The following is a 23,160-nucleotide window of genomic DNA, read 5'->3' as shown; positions in this document are numbered from 1 at the left end:
AAAGACCCCTGGAACAAGGTTTTATAAACGACGAATGGTTTCATTCGTTAAACCTTGACCCAGAGGCCAATCAACTCTTATATATCCGCTGTCAAGCTGATTGCTGACGCTTTGAAAAATGAAAAATAAAGAAATCTTAATAAATTTATTATACCTTATTTATACCATACAAAAAAAGTACTAAATAAAAAAGACATTGCTTCCTAATGAAGAAAGCAAGTGTCCTTTAGTTTAATTTTAAAGTTTTAGTGCTAAACTCAATATCTAATAATTCTTTAAATGTATCTTCAGTATATGTGTTAACAATATAATTATATTGTAAAGTATTTAATTCAATTTCCTCAATATTATTCACTAGGGTTACCCGTTTTTTTTCTAAAGGTGATAATTCTGAAATAACTCGTTCCCTTGATGCGGTAAGAATAGTTTCAACTGTTTCTTTAAAGTCATGATCCGTTTCCCATACTCCACTTTTCAACAGGGTTAGTAACTCGACAACAATATCTTCCTCTTTAAGAATAATGATTCGTTTTCTTAAGTGAAACTTTCGATCCGCTTTCATAATCATAAAACAACCTTCTCTAATACATTTATTTTTACTTTTCATTAATATACCCTCACTTATTTAAAATAATCCTTATTTTAAGAATAAATGAATAAATATAGAAAAGTGGTGGATTCAAATATTATATTACATATTTATATAATCTTATAATATCAATTGACCTATTTATCAGCGTAAACTTGATAATTTCCTCCTTTTTTTGGAATAATATCAAAATTATTATAACACCTACAGTTTACTAAAACTACAATAATTAAGTGCTTTCTACCTATAAAATAAAAACCTCTCCTGCCGAAGCAAAGAGAGGTTTTTAAGTCGTATTAGTATGATTGATGCAAGTCAAAAGCGTTATAGCTTGAACCTAAAATTTCAATCCATACTATATCATTTCTTACTGCTCCATTATAGAATTCTACTTCAAAGTTAACCATTAATGGCCCTTTTTTCATAGCATATTCAGGATTCATGTACAGCTCCTTAAAGAAATCATTGATATGAATTTCTAATGACTGTGGATTTAACATTACAGTTTCTTCTATTACTCTGCCATTTACATCTTCAGTAATCAATGTTGCTTTTACATAATTTGAAGGAGCATCAGGTGTATTTCCAGTAAGAATAATTGTTTCTCCTGAATAGAAAAAGTGAGCCGGATGGCCATGACCTTCATGAATTTTTAACCAATCATCTGTATGGTCAACTTTTCCTTTTATAAAAAGGTCTTTAACGACAATAATTGTTTGAGTGGTGTCTTTCTCACCATACTCATCTGTTACCGTTTGCTCAACGATAATATTGCCATGTTCCTCAACTTTCCAGCAGAAATTAGGTTCAGTGCTTTCTATCACTTTTCCGCTTGGTAGTATTATTTTATAGTGAATAGTAATCCTATGGTTATCTGGATCATAAGCTGTACTTCTTAAACATATATTATCTTCTATCCAATATTCTTCTTTATCCGGTTCAATTCCGCCAACCGGCTCCGTGTTTACAAACCGTGAAACATGCGCCTCATTATCAGTTTCAATTGATTCAAGAATTTCATCTGGGTAGTCAACAAAAGCTCTAAACGTTTTCTGACCTGGATTTCTTGCTGTAAATGTTAAATAAATTGTTGAACTTGAAGCCTTTGATATAGTATTAACAGTTAAGTCAGTTAAACGAGTGTTTTCCTCATATAAGCCAATCTTATGCTTTGAAATATCTAGGTTTCCTGTGTTGCTATATATGACTTTAGCTTTGTAATTTCTACCAACTACTAAGTGAGATACATGTTTATTGCTCTCATCTACAATCTCTATAGATGTAGCTTTAAGGTTTATTTCATTTACCACTACACTCTTTGTTACTGTCACGCTACCGCCAAAAGGATCAGTTACCGTTTGTTTAACTGTATAAGTCCCTCTTATTAAGTTAGTAACAGTTGGATTTTCTGTATTAAAGGTTAATTTTTGATTGTTTGGTGATGTTATTTCATATAAATGTATCAAGCGATCACCATCTGGATCACTTGCAGTGGAAGTAATTTTGATTGTATCAGTCGTCAAGTAATCAGGTTTATCAAAATTAAATCCACCTTTAGGGTCTCTGTTTCTAACGGTAATAGTCTTGGTAGCAGAGTGACTCACTAAACCGTCGAAAGCAGTCAGTCTGATTTTCCATTCACCCTGTGTATTTAATATTCTAGTAGGGTTTACCGCGGTAGAGAAATCGACCCAAGATGAAGACTGAGGTTCTTGATATGACCACTGATATGATAATGTATCCAAATCAGCGTCTGTACTAGAATTTGTAAATGTAATATTCGTATTGTTATAGATGGTAGTTGGACTATAGGTAAAGTTAGCTACTGGAGCTCTATTTTGAACGATTAAGTTTTTAGTAACAGTATCAGAAAATTCTCCGTCATTAACAGTTAGGCGAACTTTCCATGCTCCCTTTTTGTTAAAAGTCCTTGAAGGGTCTTCTAAAGTGGAAAAATTCACCCACGAAGTGGAATTAGGTTCCTGATAGGACCATTGATTAGTTAAAATGTCCCCCTCTGGATCTGTTGATTTGTTCTCAAATTGTACATTTGTATTGTTATAAACATTTGTAGGACTCCATACAAAATCAGCAGTTGGAGGATTATTAAACTTAAACATGTTAGATGTAGCGGCACCTATATTACCTACATTATCCTGAACTTCTACCTGGATTCTATGTTCTCCATGATTTGATAGAACGATGTCTGTACTATTTTGATTCGTCCAGCTTGTCCAACTTGTATAGCTTTGACCGTTGTTATTCGATGTTCTGTAGCGGAGGCTCTTAACACCTGATCCGATATCACTTGTGTTAACTCTTACGGTTGTATGTTGTGTATTGGTAAAGGTTGCTGTAGGAACGTCACCGTCAACCTTAAGATACTTTTCAGCAGCACTCCAACCATAGTTGTCTCCTTCAGAGATATTATCAACGTTATCAGAAAAACGATGCCTAATTTCGTGACTAGCTCTATTGGAAATTCCCTTCACATTAAAAGTAACTTCTTTTATGTTCCCACTAGAGTAAGACCTATTTAGAGAGGATACAGTAAATTTGTTACTATTATGGGTGTGCGTTATATTTGTAGCACTGCCACTCCAACTATGAACAGATATATTACGATCAGAGCCGCTTCCTGTACTCAACATAGTATCTTTAAGGCCAGAGTCATAATCTCTACCTCTAATACTAACCTGGACTGAATCGTTGGGACGAATCCAGTAGTCATTTCCATTTTTATACCTGTAATTTGTAATTGATTCACTTACAAGTAAAGGTGATTCTCCATCTACTCTTATCTTTTTCCCAGTGGAGGTGTAATCTGTTGAAGAGTTTCTTGCATTATCTTCAAAGTAATAGAGAACGTCATAGGAATGACCGTGAGTTTTAGGTGTAACGCCCCATAATACCTTCCCATAAGAAGAGTTTTCTTCTTCTTCTCGCAATGCAGAGGCTATTGCCACTCTATCATTTTCGCTTAATCGAAACCTTTCATTATATGTTTCTGAACCATGAAATGTATGCAAACTCCTGACGTCTTGACCACTGCCATCTAACCTCAAATATTGTATTCTATTACCTGAATGAGGGTCATTTTGTCTAAGTCTTACATTTAAAGAATCATTGGGCCGCACCCAATAGTCTGAACCATTAACGTACCTGGCATTAAGTATGCTGTTTGAGACATGAGTGGGTGCTACACCATCAATACGAAGCCTTAAATTTGTGTCTACCCATCCAATATAATTTCCTACATTATCTTGGTGCCAAGCATTCACATCATAGGAATGACCATGGGTTTTTCCTGAAACTTGAAATGTTGCTTCTCGGGTTTTTTTTGTACTTGATTCATACGACTTTTCACCCGAAAATACATCAATACTCGAGCTTTGAGTATAATATTCATAGTTTTTATTTCCATCATTATAACTATGCCTTACTCTAGCTAAACCGCTGCCATCTAATTGCATAGAAGTACGCTCGAGTAAAGAATCATTGTCAAAGCCTCTTAAGCGAATGTTAACTTTATCATTAGGTTGTGCCCAATAATCATTACCGTTTTGATAACGATGACTAGATATACCATGTTGCTTATGCTCTGGCTTAGTATCCTCTGGAGTAAATTTTATAACAGCTTGTTCTCCACCAAAAGTCCAATAAGCCGTATTTGCCCACCTTTTATTGTTATTATCATGTGGACTTCGAACCCCATACCATACTGAAGTTCCAGTTTCATTTGCATCTATTCTGTTATACGTTCTATTTTCTTGAAAATATCCAAGATCATGACCGGAAACTCCAGTTTGTTTTGCTTGTGTCCTTCTGATTACAGGATAATCATTCATAATAAGGTTACTCGCACTTATACCACTTGTTAAATCAATTTTTCCTGTATTAAACGAACGATTATTGAATTCGAATGGTAAGATTAGTTGTGAGTAAACAATATGACTGTCTACTTTTTTAACAATATAGAGACGCCATGATACATTATCTCTATTATTTTGGAACAATTCATTTAGAGGAATATAGGCATCAAAACCGACATTATTATATTGCATGTTACACTCTATATTGTCCTTATTTGTAGCAGTAGAAGAACATTCATTATAAAGTCCAGTTGAACCTTGACTGTTATATTCCAATTCCTTAGTTGCTGATAGATTGATAGGTATAGTAGAATAAATCTTTGTCTCAGAACTACCAGTTTTTTGAGCGACTATATACGTATCATGATTTGTAGAAGTGTGTCTTTTATGTCCGAATAGAACTGCCCAACCTCTAAAGTTTAAATATGGTTGGCTTCCTCTGTTGTTAAAATTCCGATTGGTTATTTGAAATCCACCATCAATGTATTTATGTGAATAAACGTCATAAACTAGTTTACGACCAGTTGTCATATTAAAAGTTTTGCCACCAGGCTTATCGTCCCATCCATTTCTGACACTTGACGGAACATCATAAGGAGAGGAAGCAGCAAAAGCTACCTCCTCATTGGACGTCAAAGCGATGGCAACAATAATTAAACCCGCCAAGAAAAGTCTTGCAATTTTCTTCACGTCATGCCACCTTTCGTTTTATCAACCACCAACCTACAACTAATGAAACAATAATAAGTATTGAGAATAGAATTATAAGTATGGTAGAAGAACCATTCTTATTTCCTTCTTTTAGATCAGAAGCAAGCTCTTGTTCCTGAGAAATCCGACTGATTTTTTTATCTTCACTTTGAGTATCACTTCTACCTTCTTTTAAGGAGGAGTCAGATTTTTCATTTGCTTTATTTTGTTTATTCTCCTGATCTTGTTTATCTTCTTCAATATCTTTTTCCTTTTTTTCTACAGTGTTTTCTTTGTCAATATTACTACGTGCTTCTGTTGTCGTTGAACTGGTCGATACAACCTGGTTTTTTACATCTGAAGACTGACTAGACGATGTCGTTGAATTTGAATTGCTACTAGTATTACTTTTGCTACTAGTATTTGTAGTAGTTGAAGTCTTGTTAGAAGAGGAGGTGCTTGTCGACTCTTCTTGCTCCGGTTTTGGTTCAGGCTTTGGCTCCGGCTTTGGTTCAGGCTTTGGCTCCGGCTTTGGTTCAGGCTTTGGCTCTGGTTTCGGTTCAGGCTTTGGCTCTGGTTTTGGTTCTGGCTTTAGCTCTGGTTTCGGTTCAGGCTTTGGCTCTGGTTTTGGTTCTGGCTTTGGCTCTGTAACTTTAACAGTAAAAACTGTAAGCAATGCGTGGGAATACTCGCCTCCTAAAGGCAGCTCATATACCTTACCGTTTGTAGCATAACCGTTGATAAAACCTTGCAATATGAACTCATTCAAGCTAGGATCATAAAATCCCCAAACATATTCTTTTTCTCCGCAAACTCCATTTGGTCTCGCAGGATTACTTTGGGTATGTTTATTTGACTCAATAGTCATTGAGCATTTAGGAACATTAGCATTCCCTTCTTGTGGTAGCGCTGTAATGAAAATTGCTCCCAACAGTAAAAAACTCAGTAGTAATTTTTTTGATAGATTCTTCATAAAGATCTCCTCCTAGTTTTTATATCGTGGAAAGCCTTCTCTTCTTAAGTAAGTATTTAATGGGGTTAATCGAAATCAAGACACAAAAAACGGTCTCCAGGTATGTAGAGACTATCTAATTAGTAATATACCAATTAGAAAAGTTTACCTACAGTAGCCCAAAGACCGTTATATTTGATGGATTCCGGCTAATCAAAGAGACTGCCACGAAAAGATAATAAAAATATTTGCTATCTTTATTATACTATTATTCATCTTTAGAATCTATCAAATTTTCACTTTAGAGGATATAGATGGTATTTTTATCTTCTATAGTATTCATATACTACAGCTTGGCGAATTAACATACTATCTCCTCTAAAAAATCTAGGGGACTCAGTTTCTGCTACGATTATGACCGCTGGACCTCGGACTGTTTCTAATACATTAAACGTACTATTTGAAAAGTTCATTGGAAACTCCACTCCACTACTGTCATCAATAAATTCTACTTGTAGTATCTCTACCTCGTTGTGGAAGAAGGTATTAGGAAGTGGCTTAAGCAATCCATCAAGATGAAGATTGGCTTGAAGGGATTTATTTATGTTCTCAAGAGCCGCAGCTTGATCAAAAACAATTCTTCCTTGACCCAGTTCTTGTTGGTTAAGAGCTAAAGCTGCATCGTGCACAGCAAGCTCTAAACCATTTTTGAGCTTGCGTGTAGTAGACATATCTAGGTCGAAGTTGAATTGCATGACCATAATACCTGCCCACATGGTAACTAACGCCAAGCCTCTTAATAACGAAGACATACAACTACTTCCTCCTAATACTATCCAACATACTCTGACATAATCTCAGCTGTTCTTTCAATTTTTTTTGGACCTTGATTAAATATATTTAATACAAATATCGGCCCGCGTGGAACGGTTATAGTGCATTCTAAGTAACCACCACGACTGGTTAAAGTCGTAGTGGCATCTATCTCTATTTTAGATCTGTCGAAATTATAATCCTTTTCCAGGGTATCTTTCATTTCATCTATAAGACTACTAGTAAATTGCCCTTTCAAACTGGCTTCCTTCATCATCTGATGTAAAACAGTATCAACCGCTTCTCTATGCAAAGAATCGGTATAAGCCAGGAGCGGCGTAAAAATAATCGTTATAGCTATGAAAATCATCATCCACTTTGCAAGGACTTCACTCATGCTACCACATCAACTTTCGTCATAATTATAGTTAGCGCGTCCCTGGAGCACCAGTTGTAAGACCATGGTTGTCGTCACTTTCAATAACATCTCCGTAGTCAGCGACTTCCCCATCAATTAATGTATAGCCTACTACAAACAACAAAGCTACAATCACCGTAACCGTTAGTGCAATTTTCATAAACTGAGAAATACTTGAATTCATCTTTTAAAATCCTCCCTTAATTTGCTTGAATTTGATATTTGTTAAGCTTTTCATGTTGGTCATTATTAACATTAGATAGTGTCATATATGTAACGCCAATGATGAAGCTGAAAATAGCAACCACTAAAAATGCTAGTTTCATAAATTGGACTATAGAGGTATTCAAATATACCACCTCAATCAAATATTTCGTGATTCTTCTGCACTTCAACTATTTCTTTATAAGCTTCAGATTCATCATCCACGAGGGTATAACCAACCACAAAAAGGCAAGCTACAATTACTGTTACTGTCAGGGCCACCTTCATAAACGTCGCGATTGACGTATTCAACTTGTCACCTCCTTAAAGAACTTATTATAAAAACTAATTAGTTTTATCTACATATTCGGCTACATCATCAGCCATGTCTGCCATCAGGGGAGCAAGCTTGTTCCACAAGAGTGCAACCACGACAATGGAGACTAGCGCCAGCTTCATGAATGTTGCAATTGATGTATTCATTGCCTCCCATCCTTTCTACAAACTAAATCTTGATTCACTCATGATGAACGAAACCATATACACGATTACAACTACGAAGTTTAGAATTATCAAAAAGTGCGTAGCTTTAATAGGTAATTTTCCTAAATCGACATATAGCTTCCTTCTTCTTCGGTAGTTTTCAATTTGGGAGTTTATAAAAGTATCTTCCATTCCTTTTAGGGACTGAAGGATAGTTTCTCTTTTGTTATCATCAAACGTTTTAAGTACTGTTACCAAGGACTCTGCTTCCGGTGTATTTAATTCCTTCGCAAATAATTCCAGTGCGTACTCTGGCCCTTTATCTGAATTCCAATTGATAAGCAGCCTATTAAGCTCGCCGTTAATTTCAGAGAAATAAGGTTTTAAACCTTTCAGAAGGTTATAGGCATTAATCCTAGTGGAATTCATCATTTGGATCTCGCCAATCAACATATCGTATAAAGAGAATAATTCTGCATTTTTCTTTGCTTTTTTATACTCAATCCACCTTTTTAGAATAAAAGTAGAGAGAGAAAATGGATATTTAGGAGATATACCAAACATGATCACAACAATACCTACAACACTAAAGATGGAAAAATCTCCTTTGAACAGATACGGATAAACCATGTAATTTAGTATTAGTAGAACTAATAAGCTATAGCTAAAAAGATGCCACCTTATTGCATTAATTCCTAAAGGATAGCCTGCATCTTTAAATACTTTCTCAAGCTTCCCCTCAGATGATTTAACCACGATTTGTTCTTGCTGCTCTTTCAGGGCTTGTTTAAACCTTAATCTGTAATGCAATCGTTCTTTTCTAGAGGAGAGCCCTAAATAGACCAATAAACCAGAACCAATTGCTCCTAACACAGAGAAAAAATAGATGATAATAGGAAGGAACTTATAAAAAAGAACAGATTCTGCGATAATAATCCCCCCTTACAAATCGTTCTTTGGTTTTCTTAAGAGCAGAGAAACCATAAGAGAAAAAATGGTGAAAATTGCACAGACAATAAATAAGAATAGTGACCAAGTTTGACCGAACTGCAATTTAAACCAATCTTGCGGCCCTGTTACATAATAAGCCAATCCGATAGATGCTGGGAAAATGAAGATGGGCAAGTACCCATCATAAACCGCATCCATAGAGTTAGATTTTTCTTGTTCTAACATCTTCTCTGTATTTTGCATCTGACTTTGTAGCGTTAACAAAGTATTAGCAACATTTTCGTGATATACATAGGCTTTTAATATGACGTTACCTAATCTTTTACTCCATGTGTTTCCGCAAGTGTAGATAAACACGTCTATTGTTGTTCTCAACTCTTCATCATTTCGAGCGGTTTGTAAGTCATTTATTAGTTTTGAAAATACTCGCTTTAAGGAAGGTTCTTCAATATGGGCGTGTGTGTATTTTAAAGCTTCGTAAATGTTATAGCCGGAAGCGCTGTAGGAGCTTACTAACATTTCTGTAACTTTATTTACTTGATTTCCTATCGTATTCCTGGCGCTCCTCAGTTTGATTTGCAAGATGGTATATGGAATGATACTCACCAAAATAGCGAAAATAAGAGAAATTACCAGGTCTTCAAACTTAACCACTGAAAAGCATAGAATAGCTACAAACAGTAACCCGCTTAAGAAGAAGAAGTTTGATACCACATGCTCCCCACCTTCGTCATTACTTGATTTCAACAAGAAATAGATATGACGGTATAGAGGGCTTCTTTCTTCTAGTGGTTTTTCATTCTTTGAAAAAGCTCTACTCCTTTTTAGTTTGGAACGGTATCTCATCTGTGATAACCGTTCTTTGATCGGTAAGTTTATTATTTGGTGAGCTGTCCAAATCGTGATAACAATTAGTATTAAATAAAATACATAATCTAGAAAAACAGTTACCTTGATGTTATGCAATAGGTCATAAATTTTATCCATTTATACCGACACTTCCATCCAATAAATCGTCAATAGATAATTCTTCTTCATGATACGATTTCATCGGGCTTTCTTCTTCTCGCTGTTTTAGCAAACTATAAAGGATTTTTGTTTCCTCCATATTTTCCTCGGCCATTAATCGCAACAGGCGCTTTGAAATATTAGAAGAATAATAATATTTTCTTGATAGTCTGGAATACCTTATTAAATCTACTGTTGTATGCTCTCCTGTTTTGGTATCAAAAACCACTTCCGTAACACCAATGACACGTTTTCTTTTCCTGTCTCTATCAGCTGCCATACTAATGATGATGTCTAAATTCTTTGCAATACGTTGGACTTCGACTTCAAATCTTCTGGTAGGGAATTCATCTAATGTGTGTCGTGCAAGCTGCTCTACTATATCCTGTACATCTGTTAAGTGATAGGTAGATAACGCACCTCTTTCACCGCGCTCCGTAGAAATATTGAATGCCTCAATTTCAAGGGAGCGGATTTCCCCTATTACGATATAATCATGTTCCATTCGCAATAATCGCGGAATGGCATTATGCAGATCCCCTTCTTTTGCTTGAATTTCAAAGAACAATCTGTCTTTAAAGTGTTTAGAAAGCGCTAACTCAAAGTGTTTTTCTAAACAAGCACCTACATATTGAGGATTTCTCTCTCCTATTAAGGTTTTCATAAAGGTAGATTTTGCGGAGCGAACTCTCCCAGCTACAATCGTATTTGGCATAGCTCTAGATAACGCTCTATACAGCGGTACATCTTTAAAAGGGATTGTATCAAAACTTGCTTGATCTTCTAGAGTGAATTGATTAACAGTAAAGCGGCGTAACATGATGTAATTATCTTTACTTCTCGGAGGTTGTATCATGGTGATACGACTACCATCTTCTTTTTCTAATTCGACTTCTGGATTTTCACGGTTTAAGACCGTTTCAGCCGAGCGGATTAGGAATGCCCGCTTAATTCGCTCTACTCTATGAATACTCTCAAACTCTTCGGCTTGCCGAACGAATTGTCCGTTTATATCAATCCAAAGTTGTGTACCACGGACACAACAAGCTTCACTTTCAGGGTAAATGTCCCATTTTGCTAGCACACTCAACCCCCAAACTTCATGGAATACAGCCTGGCTAAGTGTCTCAAAGTAAGAAGGATGATCGGTAGAAGTGATGTTTTTATCTCTCAACACTCGTTCTATCTCCGCTATAAAATAACCAATAGCAGCCTCATCCCCAATTATTGCTTTATGCTGTCTTTCTAAATACTCTCCTTCATTAACATTATTTGAATCTAACTCACTCTTAATAATGTCGCATATCTGTTTGAAGTCCTTTTTCTTCTGATAATTAAATCCAGATACTTGTTCATCTTTTTCTATTTGAGTATGTTTTGAGACAAAGGATGCAACATCAAACGGAGAATCATTAGATAAGTCGTCAAGGTGCAATGGGAGATTTCGATTGGATCGGTCTTCCGTTTTTTCCAGTACTTGAATGTTTTCATTACTCATTATTGGGCCACCTTCTTACTAGCAAAGAAACCAAAGAATCCTCTTTTTCCATCTGTCACATTAACATCTTCACGAATAGTTAACTTTGACCTTGATATGATGCTGCTAGCAATGGTAGAAATGGAGTTTCTGTAATCCTTTGTAGCAATTTCATGTAATAAGCTTTTTCTTGCAATTGCCTGAGATCCCAAATTTCCTTCATCAGGAATGGAAGTCAGTAGAAACATGTCTAATTCTTCCGAGAGATCCTTTTCAGAGATAAGAGATAATTCAGACTCGTACTTATTGATAATCAACATGAAATCCTCAGTTTTAATTTTCATTGGTTGTAACAGTTGATGAAAAGTATGTGGCCAATATCCCCTATATCCCTTAGGCTCCTGGGTTGTCACTAAAAACTTCATTTCGCTTTCCAAGAATGCTTGCCCGTAACAAGCATTATCAAAATGTGTTCCAGTATCTATGAGTACAACATCAAATGTTTGTTTAGCCACGTTTATCAAATGATGAATTTCTTCTGGATTGTAGTACCGTTGCAGTTTAACGTCGCGGTTTCCTGCTAGTAAGTGAAAGCCATTAGTTAAAAAGGTAGAATCCAATAATTTTTGTTCGGTTAAGTTCTTTGTTTTTAATTCTACCTTCATATCATCTAAGTACTTCCCGCGATACTCAGTAAAGTAATCAGCAGGGTCCCAAGGATTAAGTGATAATACTACTACCTTATTGGTAACTCTCTGTGCTAGTGCCTTTGCAACATTCAATACTGTTGTGCTAACTCCAGCTCCAGAATGCGTTCCACTAAAAGTTATCACTCTTTTTCCTTCTGTGTACTCTTCCTCGAAAAGCGCTTTTTTAACTGCATCACTTATCTGTTCGCCTACAAGGTATTCATCTAAAGTATGAATGCTATATGCGTTGCAGACTGCTTGAATGTTCTTTGTAACTGTATGGTTTGTCACATGTGGTAATTTATATAAGATTGGTACAGTAGGGTTTTGTTCCCTTATATACTTTATATCCTTATAAGATACCGAGCTGCCATCAAGGAAAATGGCATTATATCTTAGGTCGTTATCTAAGCTGTCTCTCTGCAAAACTAAATCAATCTTTTCAATACTTGTCAGAATTTCTTTTAATGCTGAATCTACAGAAATTAACTGGACTATAAATGTGGTACCTTCCCACTCATCCTTTGCCAACCCGTCTCACTCCTTTACACATATGTTATATATAGCTTGTATCCCATTTCGATATATTCCTTGAGAAACCGATATTCGTCTTCTGTTAGAATTAACTCTAAATCTGAAATAGTACCTGTGGAGGTTAATCGTTCCTCCTCAGAGGAATTCTCTCCGTTGCGAACTTCATTTCCACTTCCGTCTTTTGCATAGATAATTGGAATATCCACCAAAAGCGGTATGTTTCCAGATTCTATTTGAGCAAGCAATTCCGTTTCGCTTAAGTCCTTGATATTCTCATCTATTATGCTTTTTCTGATTTTCTTTTCTGTGTCCTCTTTATTGCTTACTTCCGTTTTATTGCTTGCGGCTATATTCTCTCTTTCTTCCTGGTACTGCTCACTCTCTTCATTTTGCTTTTCTTCAAGTTCTTTGAGCTTTTCGATTTGTTGGGGAGATAAGCCTTGTATATCAGCAGATCCGTCCGTGTTCTCAGGTGCGAAGAGATAAAGGCTGATTTTATCGTTTCTTCTTAACGTAGAAGGTTTAGCGTAAATCCATTCATTTGGAATAGGACGTATGGCTTGCCCAAAATACGGATTAGGTTTGAGTCCTTCAAAATCTAAAGAGCGTTTAGACAGTAATGAATTGCCTGCTAAGTGGTGGATAGCCGTTGTTCCTAAAACATCTTCTAGTTCATGTGGTAAAACAACACCTTCTACTATGGATGTTCTCCGGCGTTTTTCTACTGATAATTTTTCTTTTGTTATCATTTCATGCTCCAGAATTTCCACTCCTGGCTTTACGACAACCACATCTATACTATCTATTTGATCTTTGATTTTTACGTCCCATATTACGATAAAACCGATTACACTAAGAGCTAGAGTTAGCCCTGCGGTTATTTTCATCCATGGTTTCACTATTGTCTCCCTCTCTGGTTTTAAACTTCTTTTAACTCGACATTCTTACTTTTAAAAATGCTCTTAAACAAAGAACCTTCTTTTTTCTTTTTCTTAATAAATTCTTCTGGTAATAAATCTTCTACTATGGGATTAAATGCTTGGCTAATTAATTTGATATTTTCTTTTTTATTTGGCAAAAAACTACCGACAAATTGCATTTGGAATATCTCTTCTGAAGGTACATTTGGGATTAGATAAGCAGCTCCATCAAGTATCTCTTTTGCAATTTCTTCACTCATTTTGTTGCCAACAATTTGTGTTTTTTCTTCTTTGAGCATTTCACGAAGCTTATTCATTCTGTGTTCTTCGGTCATTTCAAACCTTTCAATTAGTGGGATATCTGGCTCGAATAACATAAATACATGATCAGCTATACTATAGAGCTCTCGGTAAACTTCTCTATGCCAATCTCCTCCAACATCAACCACTACATAAGGGGTTTTGTGAAGAGACAACAGCAGTTTCATGAAAAGTGTTAAATCTATGGTTTCTTCTGGATAAACATCTTCCTTCATGGGATTTGTGGCTACGATGTTAACTCCTTCGTGTTTCCATTCAAAGTTATCGTTTTGGGATTCGATAATGGCTTCGTATTCAGTTGTTTCTTTCCTTACCTCCATTTCTAATTTGGCGAATAAGCTTTTATAGTTAGTAGCATTCTTATGTCCGTAAAAGCGGTCAAAGGTATATCCAACTTGATATGGGTTTTCTATATAAGTTGCCCCTACTCCCATATCAGAAATGTGTTTTGCTAAAATATGTGCAAAGAACGTGGTTCCTGTTCTTCTATAAGGACTACCTACCAAGATAAGCTTGGGTGGAATGGTAACCCCCACTATTTTTTCGACATTGTTGGTTACATTAAATTGATACTGTTTTTTAATGACTTGCTTTTGGATAACTTTCTTTTCTACTACTTTATTTACAACCTTTTTCTCAACTACTTTTTTTATTACTTGTTTTTCTCTTGAGTTGCCAGCTGGCTTTTCTGAAGATTGTACTTTTGTTTCATCTGAAGTAATTACCTCATCTTCATCTGTAACCGCATCCTCAACCTCCACTTTCGGCGCCTGTCTCACTTCATCTGTCATGAACTTCGCTACTTTGGAGTAACGAGGTTTCTCTAACAATTGCTCTGTGAAAGCAGCGATACTAAAACTCGGAGTATTAAAAATATCTAAAACATTGTTACTAGCCAAAGAGAAAAGTAGCGGATCTCCTCTTTCTCTCTCACATAAGTAAACGACACGAATTTCATCTTCGTACTTCATTCGCAATTTTTGTATTATCTGTATAAGCTCTTGTTCTTTTTCTTCTTTAGTCAACTTACTACTCTGCAAGTAAAAATCATGAAGAATTAGGATGGTGGGTTTTTCATGTTCAATAATTTCATCCAGGTAATCTCGATGGAACACTTCGTTTTCAATAATGTAGAAATTGTTGTTATAAGCGCTAAGTGCTTTCCTGACTATCTGGCTATAACTTTTATCTCCTGTTGCAAGCAATACTCTTTGCATGGATACACCTCCTAAAAACGTAAAAAAACCCACAAAACACATGAAATAAAAGCTAAATTTAGCTTCATGTACTTTGTGGGTGCTTCCCAATTTATATAATTGTGAATCTAAGATTAAATGCACCCCGTCAGCGGAACGGGGTACATAAAAACCCTTAGAAAAGTGTTCTTCTAGATAATACCACTTCTTATTTTGGTGGTCAATATTAAAGTTAGTCCTTATATCTCATTCAACAAGTACGTTAGAACTACAGCAAATAGTGGCACAACAACCATGAGTGACGAATATCCCAAGACTTTATTTCGTTTCTTTTTTCTCATTATATCCTCTGGTGTTCTGAATAATTTACTCATGTAAAGTGCTCCTTTTAAAATGGTTTTCCTTGCTGTTCAGCCGGTTCTGCAGCTGTTCCCCATGAATTAATAATGTTATTCTGACTTTCCTTCACTATTAAGTAGTTTTCACGCAATTCGCCTTTATCAACCCTATCATTATTGGCCATTTCAATTGAGTCCAGAAACAATTGGTGCTGCTCGTTAATATAACCAATTAGGCTCCTATGATACGGTTGTATATTTTGATGGTAGTAATCATGGCCATCTACATGTTTAACTAATTCAGAGGAATCCTTGATAATTTCTTTTAATGAATTTGCAAGTTGATCAGCAGATACATCTTGCACATACAAGCTGTCCACTAAGGCATTGTAGCGATCTAGGAGACTCGTAGAGTCGTTTAAGGTATTACCTAAAAATGTTTGATATGACTCTAGGGCTTCCCCGAGTTCCGGGTCATTATTAGCCTTAGCAGATCCACTATCTGAACTAGAACAACCGCTTGTAAAAACAAAGCAAACTGCAAGAATTAATATATAGATGTGCTTCATTCTTTCTTCTCCTTTACACTTGAGGAAATTAACCCTGCTGTTACAAGCAAGGTTAATTAATTTCAAAGAAATCTAGATACATACGCTTGACCTCTTGTCCTTGTGGAGCGAAACATGATTTTGTTAGTCCGTGTTCTTCAAAAAACTCCTCTACACAAAGCCAAACGGTGAATGGATATGTATCTAGCATTAAATGTTTATGGATGTGCTCTGCAGCTGATAAGGTACTAACAAAAATAACCACAATAGGCATCGTTTCTGTTACTCCTTGTATAGGGAGAGACTTTTTCGTATCATATACCTTCTTCCATTGATGCAGTTTCCCTCTTAAAAACCCTACAAAGTCTTGTGACATTTGAACTCTCTCAATAATTAAATTAATATCCGCCTTAGGAGTGCTAACAAGAGCAGTACCTAGAGGTTTCTTAATGGCCCTGTTTAGGTCCATCACACCATTCCACACCCAACCCTTGATGGTTTTACTTTCCACTAATAAGCACCTTAACTCATTCATAGCTACATAGCGCTGTAACGTTTTAATGTTATGGTTATCCCATGAATTTGGATTCATAAAAGGAGTAGCTGGATAAAAATGTTTCATTAGCTTATACCCTGCTATCCCCAATGTAAATGGAGCGGGTGGGCGGATTTCTTCTGCTTCATCATTTTCCAATCGACAATGCCAACGGTCAACAAAGCCATTTCTTCTTAAGCGTTCCAATATTTTTGACGTTTCTGACCTAGACATCTTCGCACTTAAATACCTTCTTATCTGATCTTCATTCGCAGCAATAGCATCCCCAACAATTTTCAGTACAGTAAAATCCTTCTCATCTAAAAGCTTCCTTTGGTAAGCATTTATCGTTTGCTCCACGTTAACAAACGGTCGGTAGTTTTTAGGTAGTTTTCTATATCCATACATAAGGGGGTGATCCCAAAATGGAACATCACCCTCTCTCGAAAGATAGTACTGAATCTGCAGTTCGTTACTTTCAGTTTGAGTGGTCATTATTCAAATAAGAACGAACCTAAATCTTTGATTTTCTTCTTTCCGCGTGGATAATCTACAATTACAACCTTGCCTCTTCTTCGTCTTGCGTCGATTTCTCGAATACGACACGACACAATATCTCCAACTACCGGCTCTTCCAAAGTCCGTGGCTTAATTGCTTTAAGTACAACACCTTCTTCTATTTGCACAAACAACCCATGAATCTGACTAACTTCCACTACTCTTCCGGCAACTACTTGCATTTCTTTAAGATTTTCAAGTTTGGAGAATGGATCTTCCATAGTGAGCTTCCTGGAAACACGGACTAAACCTTGTTCTTTGTCAAATTTTACTACTTTTACATTGATTTTACTTCCGCGGTCTACAACGGTAGAGATATCAAAGGAACGATTCCAATCCCAGTCATTTCGAAGCATAAAGCAGTCTACTCCATCCACACGAACATGAATGGTATCCGATTTTCCGTTAATACCTGAGACTGTACCTTCAAAAATTTCATCGTTTAAAGATTCTTTCTTTTCCAGATAATCAAGTTGGCTCCAAAACCCCTCTGCTTTAATCTTGTCCGCTTTCTTAACGGATACAATCGCGATTTGGTGGTCTAGGTCAATTCGCTCAATTACCATGTTTTGAATAGATCCAACGAAACCATTCAACGACTTATATTTACGGTCACTGAACTCTGCTTCTGGGCAGTAAGCTTTCACTCCACCACGCAAACGGAAAATTGCTACTTCTGTTTCTTTTAGAACAGTTTTTCCTTCTTCTTTAACAGGTAGATTCAAAAACCCTACAGATTGCACAATACCTTCAATGATTTCTTGATTTCTGTGCGCTCTCGCCAAACTGTCTAATTCTTCTTTTGACCATGTTTGTGTTTCTAACATTCCTTATTCCTCCACTCTCAAGGTAGTTTAGTAGTGTAATAAAATGCAAAAAAACCCACAAGGAGACAATGCACATAAGTACACTATCGTTCTTGTGGGTTTTTCCCAGATTATTTATGTCGCAATAGATTAACGACGATTGTTTATACTGTGATTCTAAACGATATTGGAAAATGATGCAATACTTTCCTTAATCTTCGTATTTGAATCTATTCATCTACAAATTTTACAATTTCATCTAAGAAGCCCTTTTCTTTATCATTTAAAGAAGATACTGGTAGTTTAGTGTTTAATCGTTCTTCATCCGCTTCTTTTTCTCTCTTTTCCTCACTAACAGGCTCCCCCTTTAACGTTTGGGACCAATCTGTGATGGGCTCAGCATCTAATGTTTCCGGTCTGTGATTTTTATCTTTAGACTGGCTAGAGTCAATAGTTTCCCTTTGTGTATGTGTATGGGTATTTGCTGTTGTATCTTCTAAGACGAATGGATGATTTTCCTCAAGTTCTACAGCAACAGCTGCCTCCTCTTTTGCTTCCAGAATTACATCTTCTAGTAGAATTATAGGCTCCACTTCCCGCTTCACCTTACTTCTTAATCTAGAGGTTGGTGGAGCGGTATATACTACAGAATCCTTTGGCATTTCATCAAGACGTTGTGAGATAGACCTTTCTACTTCTTCTTCAAAAGATTTTTCATGAGAATCCCCAAGTTGTTCCTTTGATTGTGAAAGTAGTGTAGTTTCTGGGACAACTTCCACTTCATCTTCGATAGGCTCAATATCAATTACATCGTCTATAGGATTAGAGGTAATACCCGCTCTTTCTTCTAACCAAATTGCAGCCGCTTCATCATCTACCAACACGGCAGCCTTCTTGAATTGCTCTTTTGGAACGAAATTAGCTTTTATCCTCCTTACTGGCATAGGACGATTATTAACTACAATCTTAACCGCACATTCAAATTCCCGTTGGAACATAATATCTGCTTCAGACAAAGCAACATTCTTAACCTTTTGAAACGTAGATCCAGACCTGGTCATTGGATTATCTTGGAGCGGAGAAACAGACATCTCGTTAGTACTCTCTTCGTACTCCCACTTCTCTCCAAACATTTTGGAAAAGTACTGAGAGTCAAATGCAGGTAAATCCCCATACACGAATCTATTTCTAAGCGTACCAATCAAGGTTTCCATGTAGTGTTCCCCGTATCTATCAGCCAGCTGGGCGATAGTTTGCATAATTACTGTCACGATTACTTTATATTTACGTGATTGTGCAGGGAATTCTCTAAACGGTTGGTAAAGGTAATCTGGCGCTTCATCAATTAGGATATGGTGGAATGTACTAGTATTTGGAGGTCTACGGAATACGGCATTTTGTAGACTCAGCAACACAATTTTCCCTAACACATTCGCAAGTCCAGATAGCTCCCCTTTTGCTGTGTTAACTAAAAGGACTCCACCGGCTTCCAAGTGCTGATCAAAATCGAAATCACTTTTACCAAATAGTACCCTTCTTATGAGCGGGTTAGCACCCACGTCATTCAAGATATTTCGTAAACCTTGTACGTATTCCGCTTTCGCATCATAATACTTATCTTCCCCTCTATACTCTCCTTCCTGTACTTTTTCCGTTATCTCCCCTTGCGGAGTACGAATTGTTTTTGGTAATAAGTTTTGGTCAAACCATTCGTCAATCTGTTGAACAATCTTCCAATGGTTCCGTTCATCTCTATCCTCAATGGAATCTATATCTTTTGGAATTCTAGCTTTGAGTAATACGTGCATCCTTCTTACTAACTGAGAGTTATTATACATATCTAATAACATATCAAACGTTACTTCTTTTTCAGGTTCGTGCAGCTTCAATAAGTAAATATAATGCTTTAAGTGGTTCCTTTGCGATTGCTCGAAGAAGAAGTTTCCTCCATCACCACTTTCATTCAAACCCTCAATAACCATAGCAAATGCTTCTGCTACCTTATCAACTGGCCCCTTCATCGCATTAATAGAAGGGGTATTCTTATCTAACGGATTGATATAAGTAATACTTTGCTCTGGAATGTTATGAGCTTGAACTAATTGAAATGCTTTTTGACAAAGATCATTTGACGGCTCAATGATGGATATTCCATTCAAGTACATTCCTTTTACCTCTTCTGAGTGATAATTCTCATGCTTTGAAATTCGAGGATAGGAATTAATGAATTTGGTTATATGATGTAAATCTTGATTAATTTTAGGTAAAGCTAATGCTGCTGTCTTACCAGTACCGATACTACCGATAATTATCCCGTTTAACGTTCTATCTCGACCTGGTTGCACCACAATTTCATTATTTTCTATATCAGGACCTAATTCAACATCCGGCCACACTTCTCTTTTTTCTACATCAGCTATTTTTTGTAGCCAACGCCCAGACCACGTAAACTCTCTGAATGCTTCCACAATATCGTTCTGATCTTTTGTATATAGACCACCAACATACAGGATGATTAGAAACACAACCATATACGGCAAGGATACTAACAACCAGAAAAAATGCTCTGTGTTATTGAAAAGCACACTTCTCATACCTACATGTTCTATAAACACCTCAGATAGTCGGGATTCAAAGTACGGAATGACATGCTGATAGGTATTAGCTGTGACATGCCACAAGAAATGACCAACTACCCCTCCTATCATGACTAGAAATTGCGTAAGTCGCCATCCAAGGGGCTGAAATTTTGATAATCTCGTAGAAAATAACCAACTGTATATCAACATGACCATGATGATGATAGAGGCTACCTTACTTGGATATAAGGGGTCTCCCATTAAAAACAGAGAGTACCGCTCCCCACTAATATGTGTTTTTATGAGGATCACCTGGTTTATTAGCGCTCTAATTAATTGAAATGCAGAATGACCAAGTAAAACCGAGCCCAAAACAAACGGCCAATTTTTTTTCCACCAATTATCCTGGTCATTCATACGGCGTTACCTCCTTTTTATACGGGGAGGAAAGCTTATAAAAAGTAGGCTGTTCTTCTAATTCGTAACCCCATTTCTCAATACTCCCTACAATACAACGCTGATATTGCTTCCCTATCACGTCCTCCTCCATTTCCATTAGGCTTGAATAGACCACAAGCAGCCTGTCTATCTTTTCTTTAAATCTATTAGCACTTACCAAATAGTGATTAAAATCCAAACGCTCTAAATTTTTTATATGTCCTTCTTCTATCCTCAGTACCCCTACCGTTTCAAACTCGGTATTACTCTTGGTTGCGACTTTATATATCGCATCCACTTGGTAATACCGCTCGATGTTATCTGGGTAATACCGCTTTATATCTTGCTTTTCAAACATGTAAGGAAAAACATAATTTAACTTATCCAGCGTGTGGATTGCTAAATTAGTATCTAGCTGTCTCCTCTCCGGTGTATATGGAGATTCTTCTTTAACCAATTCTAAAAGTTTCTCTTTGGCTCTGAAGAATGGCAAAACATATATTTCTAAATTGGAGCGGTTAATTCCCTTTACTGAAAGTAATGCCTGCTTGATATTTCCCACCCGCTTAAACCGCTTGCCGTATGAATGTCTAGTAGAGAAAGAATCATCCAAAATCGCGAAAAATACAACGTGAGTCGTGTTAGGCTGTTTCTCACTCAGCTCCACATATCTTTCCACCTTCTCCTTGATTACCTTATTTGTCTCTTTTCCTGTATCAAGCTCAATATATATAGTCTGCGACTCAGTTTTCAGCAGCCAATCAGGAATGATTGCAAATGATTGCTCTGTCACATCTACTACCTCCTCATAAGGTGATAGTGATTGCACTTCAAACTGTTCCTTCCTGGACTCAATGAGCGTTCTAACAACTAAATCTTGAGTAGATAAAAAGTGGTCAATGTTTCTGACTGATGAAAACCTATTAATATCTCTGATGATTTTCCCTGTTAATCTCTGATTATCTATTATTATCTCTAATCCTTTAGCACCTATTCTGTAATACTTGAAGCGGAATCCTTTCTGGCCAAGCGAATAATCATGATCAACCAGGATTTCTAATTTAGAAAGCTTCTTTACCCTGTTAGCAAAACCTACATAGGTGATATCAGTCTCCTGAGAAACTAAAGCATACATTTGTTTAGTAGTTAATAATTTATGATGGTACAAGATGGTGAGCAGATCCATCTCATACTCTTGTAATAGCACCCCATTTCTATTTTCTCCAATTACAAAACGATACATAGTAATCCTCCACCTCCTAAAACAACAAAAAGCCCCCACAGCAAGATAGACAGCTTTCAGGCTATCTATATTCTGTGGGGGCTTCCCATTTTATGCAGTTGCTATAATTTCCAACACATTATAGCACAAATCTTAAATGAAAAGGCAGAAAATTTCTAATGAAAGATTACTATCTATAGAGCAGAATTTTAACTATTTCTATAGGTACATATGGAACATTATAAATTGTTAGAGATTATTGCAAATTATTTGCGTTGATTAGGGTAACAAAACCGTAAATAGTTGGACTTCTTTTTGGAAATTCATCTTGCTTAATTTGACTGGTATTAAAGGGTTTTTAAACAAAAATAGGGTATGAGTCCATTCATATAGTCAAATTCATATCCTTAGCATATGAGTTTGACCCTATGAACTTGAACCTATGAACTTGTACTAAATATATGAAGCGTAACCAAGCTATTTCTTATGGCTAATATACAGAGCTAATAGTGAATTAAAAGTTAGTAATATAGAAAAGAGATCCAGTAACATCTTTCCATCACCAGTTAATAAACCTTAAGGGGGGAGATGAAACACAAAGACTTAATACTATTTTTTGCGTCTTTTTATACACTCATATTATAGAGTCTATATATATACTCAACTATTATATATAATTGTGTTTTTTTTAATAATCATTGTTATATAAGCGTTTATATTTACACTCTTTATTTAGACTCTATATATTCAAAAGCATATTAGAAACGACGATTTTATATACATTCAACTATATTTTTTCTAAGAAAAGGTACATTTATTAATATTAAGCGGGGGAAACAAACAAAAATGATGAAGAAAAGCCACAATAAAAGGATTTCACACTCTTAATATAGAGTCTATAAAAAAACCCTTTATTTATAAGCTATTAACGAGTTTTAAAATATTAAATTAATTATAAAAACTCAAGTCAAGACTCTTGTTTAAGAGTCTTATATAAGGTAATATAAAGGAAATAAATA

At 36.1% G+C, this 23,160-nt stretch carries 21 protein-coding genes; all 21 read right to left on the bottom strand.

The features are described 5' to 3' along the window. Positions 1 to 226 precede the first annotated feature (226 nt). The 21 genes from HC179_RS16040 to HC179_RS15945 all read right to left on the bottom strand — a co-directional run bounded on the left by HC179_RS16040 (position 227) and on the right by HC179_RS15945 (position 22,162). Entirely contained in the window at positions 227 to 607 is a 381-nt protein-coding gene (locus tag HC179_RS16040) for a hypothetical protein (RefSeq protein ID WP_168865215.1), read from the bottom strand. Between the two features lie 278 nt (positions 608 to 885). Next, complete coding sequence (locus HC179_RS21300) at positions 886 to 5,151, bottom strand: PKD domain-containing protein (RefSeq protein ID WP_168865214.1); 4,266 nt, start codon at positions 5,149 to 5,151, stop codon at positions 886 to 888. 1 nt (position 5,152) lies between these two features. Further along, entirely contained in the window at positions 5,153 to 6,124 is a 972-nt protein-coding gene (locus tag HC179_RS16030) for a hypothetical protein (RefSeq protein WP_168865046.1), read from the bottom strand. 302 nt (positions 6,125 to 6,426) lie between these two features. Beyond that, a complete protein-coding gene (locus tag HC179_RS16025; RefSeq protein WP_168865213.1) occupies positions 6,427 to 6,915 on the bottom strand; it encodes a peptidase M23 in 489 nt (162 codons plus the stop codon). A 20-nt stretch (positions 6,916 to 6,935) separates the two neighbouring features. Further along, positions 6,936 to 7,313, bottom strand: coding sequence for a hypothetical protein (locus HC179_RS16020; protein WP_168865212.1), 378 nt, complete (start codon positions 7,311 to 7,313; stop codon positions 6,936 to 6,938). A 31-nt stretch (positions 7,314 to 7,344) separates the two neighbouring features. Beyond that, the gene (locus HC179_RS16015) at positions 7,345 to 7,518 is read right to left on the bottom strand and encodes a hypothetical protein (RefSeq protein ID WP_168865045.1); all 174 of its coding nucleotides are present in this window, start codon (positions 7,516 to 7,518) and stop codon (positions 7,345 to 7,347) included. A gap of 16 nt (positions 7,519 to 7,534) precedes the next feature. Then, entirely contained in the window at positions 7,535 to 7,684 is a 150-nt protein-coding gene (locus tag HC179_RS16010; protein WP_168865211.1) for a hypothetical protein, read from the bottom strand. 10 nt (positions 7,685 to 7,694) lie between these two features. Next, positions 7,695 to 7,850 carry a hypothetical protein gene (locus HC179_RS16005; RefSeq protein WP_168865210.1) on the bottom strand — a complete coding sequence of 52 codons (156 nt, stop codon included), beginning with the start codon at positions 7,848 to 7,850 and terminating at the stop codon, positions 7,695 to 7,697. Positions 7,851 to 7,883: 33 nt separating this feature from the next. Beyond that, positions 7,884 to 8,021 (bottom strand): hypothetical protein, encoded by a 138-nt coding sequence (locus HC179_RS16000; RefSeq protein ID WP_168865209.1) that lies wholly within the window; start codon positions 8,019 to 8,021, stop codon positions 7,884 to 7,886. A gap of 15 nt (positions 8,022 to 8,036) precedes the next feature. After that, positions 8,037 to 8,831 (bottom strand): hypothetical protein, encoded by a 795-nt coding sequence (locus tag HC179_RS15995; RefSeq protein ID WP_168865208.1) that lies wholly within the window; start codon positions 8,829 to 8,831, stop codon positions 8,037 to 8,039. Positions 8,832 to 8,963: 132 nt separating this feature from the next. Continuing rightward, positions 8,964 to 9,959, bottom strand: coding sequence for a type II secretion system F family protein (locus tag HC179_RS15990; RefSeq protein ID WP_168865207.1), 996 nt, complete (start codon positions 9,957 to 9,959; stop codon positions 8,964 to 8,966). Next, positions 9,952 to 11,478 (bottom strand): ATPase, T2SS/T4P/T4SS family, encoded by a 1,527-nt coding sequence (locus HC179_RS15985; RefSeq protein WP_168865206.1) that lies wholly within the window; start codon positions 11,476 to 11,478, stop codon positions 9,952 to 9,954. The genes HC179_RS15990 and HC179_RS15985 overlap by 8 nt, the downstream gene beginning before the upstream one ends. Then, a complete protein-coding gene (locus tag HC179_RS15980; RefSeq protein WP_168865205.1) occupies positions 11,478 to 12,677 on the bottom strand; it encodes a CpaE/TadZ family protein in 1,200 nt (399 codons plus the stop codon). Before HC179_RS15980 ends, HC179_RS15985 begins: the two co-directional genes overlap by 1 nt. Positions 12,678 to 12,691: 14 nt before the next feature. After that, positions 12,692 to 13,579, bottom strand: a complete 888-nt coding sequence (locus tag HC179_RS15975) for a hypothetical protein (RefSeq protein WP_168865204.1) — start codon at positions 13,577 to 13,579, stop codon at positions 12,692 to 12,694. Positions 13,580 to 13,599: 20 nt separating this feature from the next. Beyond that, the gene (locus HC179_RS15970; protein WP_168865203.1) at positions 13,600 to 15,138 is read right to left on the bottom strand and encodes a hypothetical protein; all 1,539 of its coding nucleotides are present in this window, start codon (positions 15,136 to 15,138) and stop codon (positions 13,600 to 13,602) included. 218 nt (positions 15,139 to 15,356) lie between these two features. Further along, entirely contained in the window at positions 15,357 to 15,491 is a 135-nt protein-coding gene (locus tag HC179_RS21230; protein WP_277351329.1) for a hypothetical protein, read from the bottom strand. A 14-nt stretch (positions 15,492 to 15,505) separates the two neighbouring features. Continuing rightward, positions 15,506 to 16,024 carry a hypothetical protein gene (locus tag HC179_RS15965; protein WP_168865202.1) on the bottom strand — a complete coding sequence of 173 codons (519 nt, stop codon included), beginning with the start codon at positions 16,022 to 16,024 and terminating at the stop codon, positions 15,506 to 15,508. A 52-nt stretch (positions 16,025 to 16,076) separates the two neighbouring features. After that, a complete protein-coding gene (locus tag HC179_RS15960) occupies positions 16,077 to 16,946 on the bottom strand; it encodes a hypothetical protein (protein ID WP_168865201.1) in 870 nt (289 codons plus the stop codon). Between the two features lie 86 nt (positions 16,947 to 17,032). Continuing rightward, on the bottom strand, positions 17,033 to 17,923 hold the full coding sequence (locus HC179_RS15955; protein WP_168865200.1) for a S1 RNA-binding domain-containing protein: 891 nt from the start codon (positions 17,921 to 17,923) through the stop codon (positions 17,033 to 17,035). Positions 17,924 to 18,132: 209 nt separating this feature from the next. Then, the gene (locus tag HC179_RS15950; RefSeq protein WP_240948552.1) at positions 18,133 to 20,898 is read right to left on the bottom strand and encodes a type IV secretory system conjugative DNA transfer family protein; all 2,766 of its coding nucleotides are present in this window, start codon (positions 20,896 to 20,898) and stop codon (positions 18,133 to 18,135) included. Then, positions 20,891 to 22,162 carry a replication-relaxation family protein gene (locus HC179_RS15945; RefSeq protein WP_168865199.1) on the bottom strand — a complete coding sequence of 424 codons (1,272 nt, stop codon included), beginning with the start codon at positions 22,160 to 22,162 and terminating at the stop codon, positions 20,891 to 20,893. Before HC179_RS15945 ends, HC179_RS15950 begins: the two co-directional genes overlap by 8 nt. Positions 22,163 to 23,160 lie beyond the last annotated feature (998 nt).

It is taken from the genome of Bacillus sp. RO1 (assembly GCF_012524115.1).
Taxonomy (GTDB): Bacteria; Bacillota; Bacilli; order Bacillales; family Bacillaceae_I; genus Sutcliffiella_A.
Note: the sequence above shows the minus strand (reverse complement) of the source record. Positions and strands in the feature narration are given on the sequence as shown.

Coding starts and splice junctions, on each gene's coding strand:
- HC179_RS16040 (WP_168865215.1), bottom strand. CDS start 607: ATGAAAAGTAAAAATAAATGTATTAGAGAAGGTTGTTTTATGATTATG.
- HC179_RS16030 (WP_168865046.1), bottom strand. CDS start 6,124: ATGAAGAATCTATCAAAAAAATTACTACTGAGTTTTTTACTGTTGGGA.
- HC179_RS16025 (WP_168865213.1), bottom strand. CDS start 6,915: ATGTCTTCGTTATTAAGAGGCTTGGCGTTAGTTACCATGTGGGCAGGT.
- HC179_RS16020 (WP_168865212.1), bottom strand. CDS start 7,313: ATGAGTGAAGTCCTTGCAAAGTGGATGATGATTTTCATAGCTATAACG.
- HC179_RS16015 (WP_168865045.1), bottom strand. CDS start 7,518: ATGAATTCAAGTATTTCTCAGTTTATGAAAATTGCACTAACGGTTACG.
- HC179_RS16000 (WP_168865209.1), bottom strand. CDS start 8,021: ATGAATACATCAATTGCAACATTCATGAAGCTGGCGCTAGTCTCCATT.
- HC179_RS15990 (WP_168865207.1), bottom strand. CDS start 9,959: ATGGATAAAATTTATGACCTATTGCATAACATCAAGGTAACTGTTTTT.
- HC179_RS15985 (WP_168865206.1), bottom strand. CDS start 11,478: ATGAGTAATGAAAACATTCAAGTACTGGAAAAAACGGAAGACCGATCC.
- HC179_RS15970 (WP_168865203.1), bottom strand. CDS start 15,138: ATGCAAAGAGTATTGCTTGCAACAGGAGATAAAAGTTATAGCCAGATA.
- HC179_RS21230 (WP_277351329.1), bottom strand. CDS start 15,491: ATGAGTAAATTATTCAGAACACCAGAGGATATAATGAGAAAAAAGAAA.
- HC179_RS15965 (WP_168865202.1), bottom strand. CDS start 16,024: ATGAAGCACATCTATATATTAATTCTTGCAGTTTGCTTTGTTTTTACA.
- HC179_RS15960 (WP_168865201.1), bottom strand. CDS start 16,946: ATGTATGGATATAGAAAACTACCTAAAAACTACCGACCGTTTGTTAAC.
- HC179_RS15955 (WP_168865200.1), bottom strand. CDS start 17,923: ATGTTAGAAACACAAACATGGTCAAAAGAAGAATTAGACAGTTTGGCG.
- HC179_RS15950 (WP_240948552.1), bottom strand. CDS start 20,898: ATGAATGACCAGGATAATTGGTGGAAAAAAAATTGGCCGTTTGTTTTG.
- HC179_RS15945 (WP_168865199.1), bottom strand. CDS start 22,162: ATGTATCGTTTTGTAATTGGAGAAAATAGAAATGGGGTGCTATTACAA.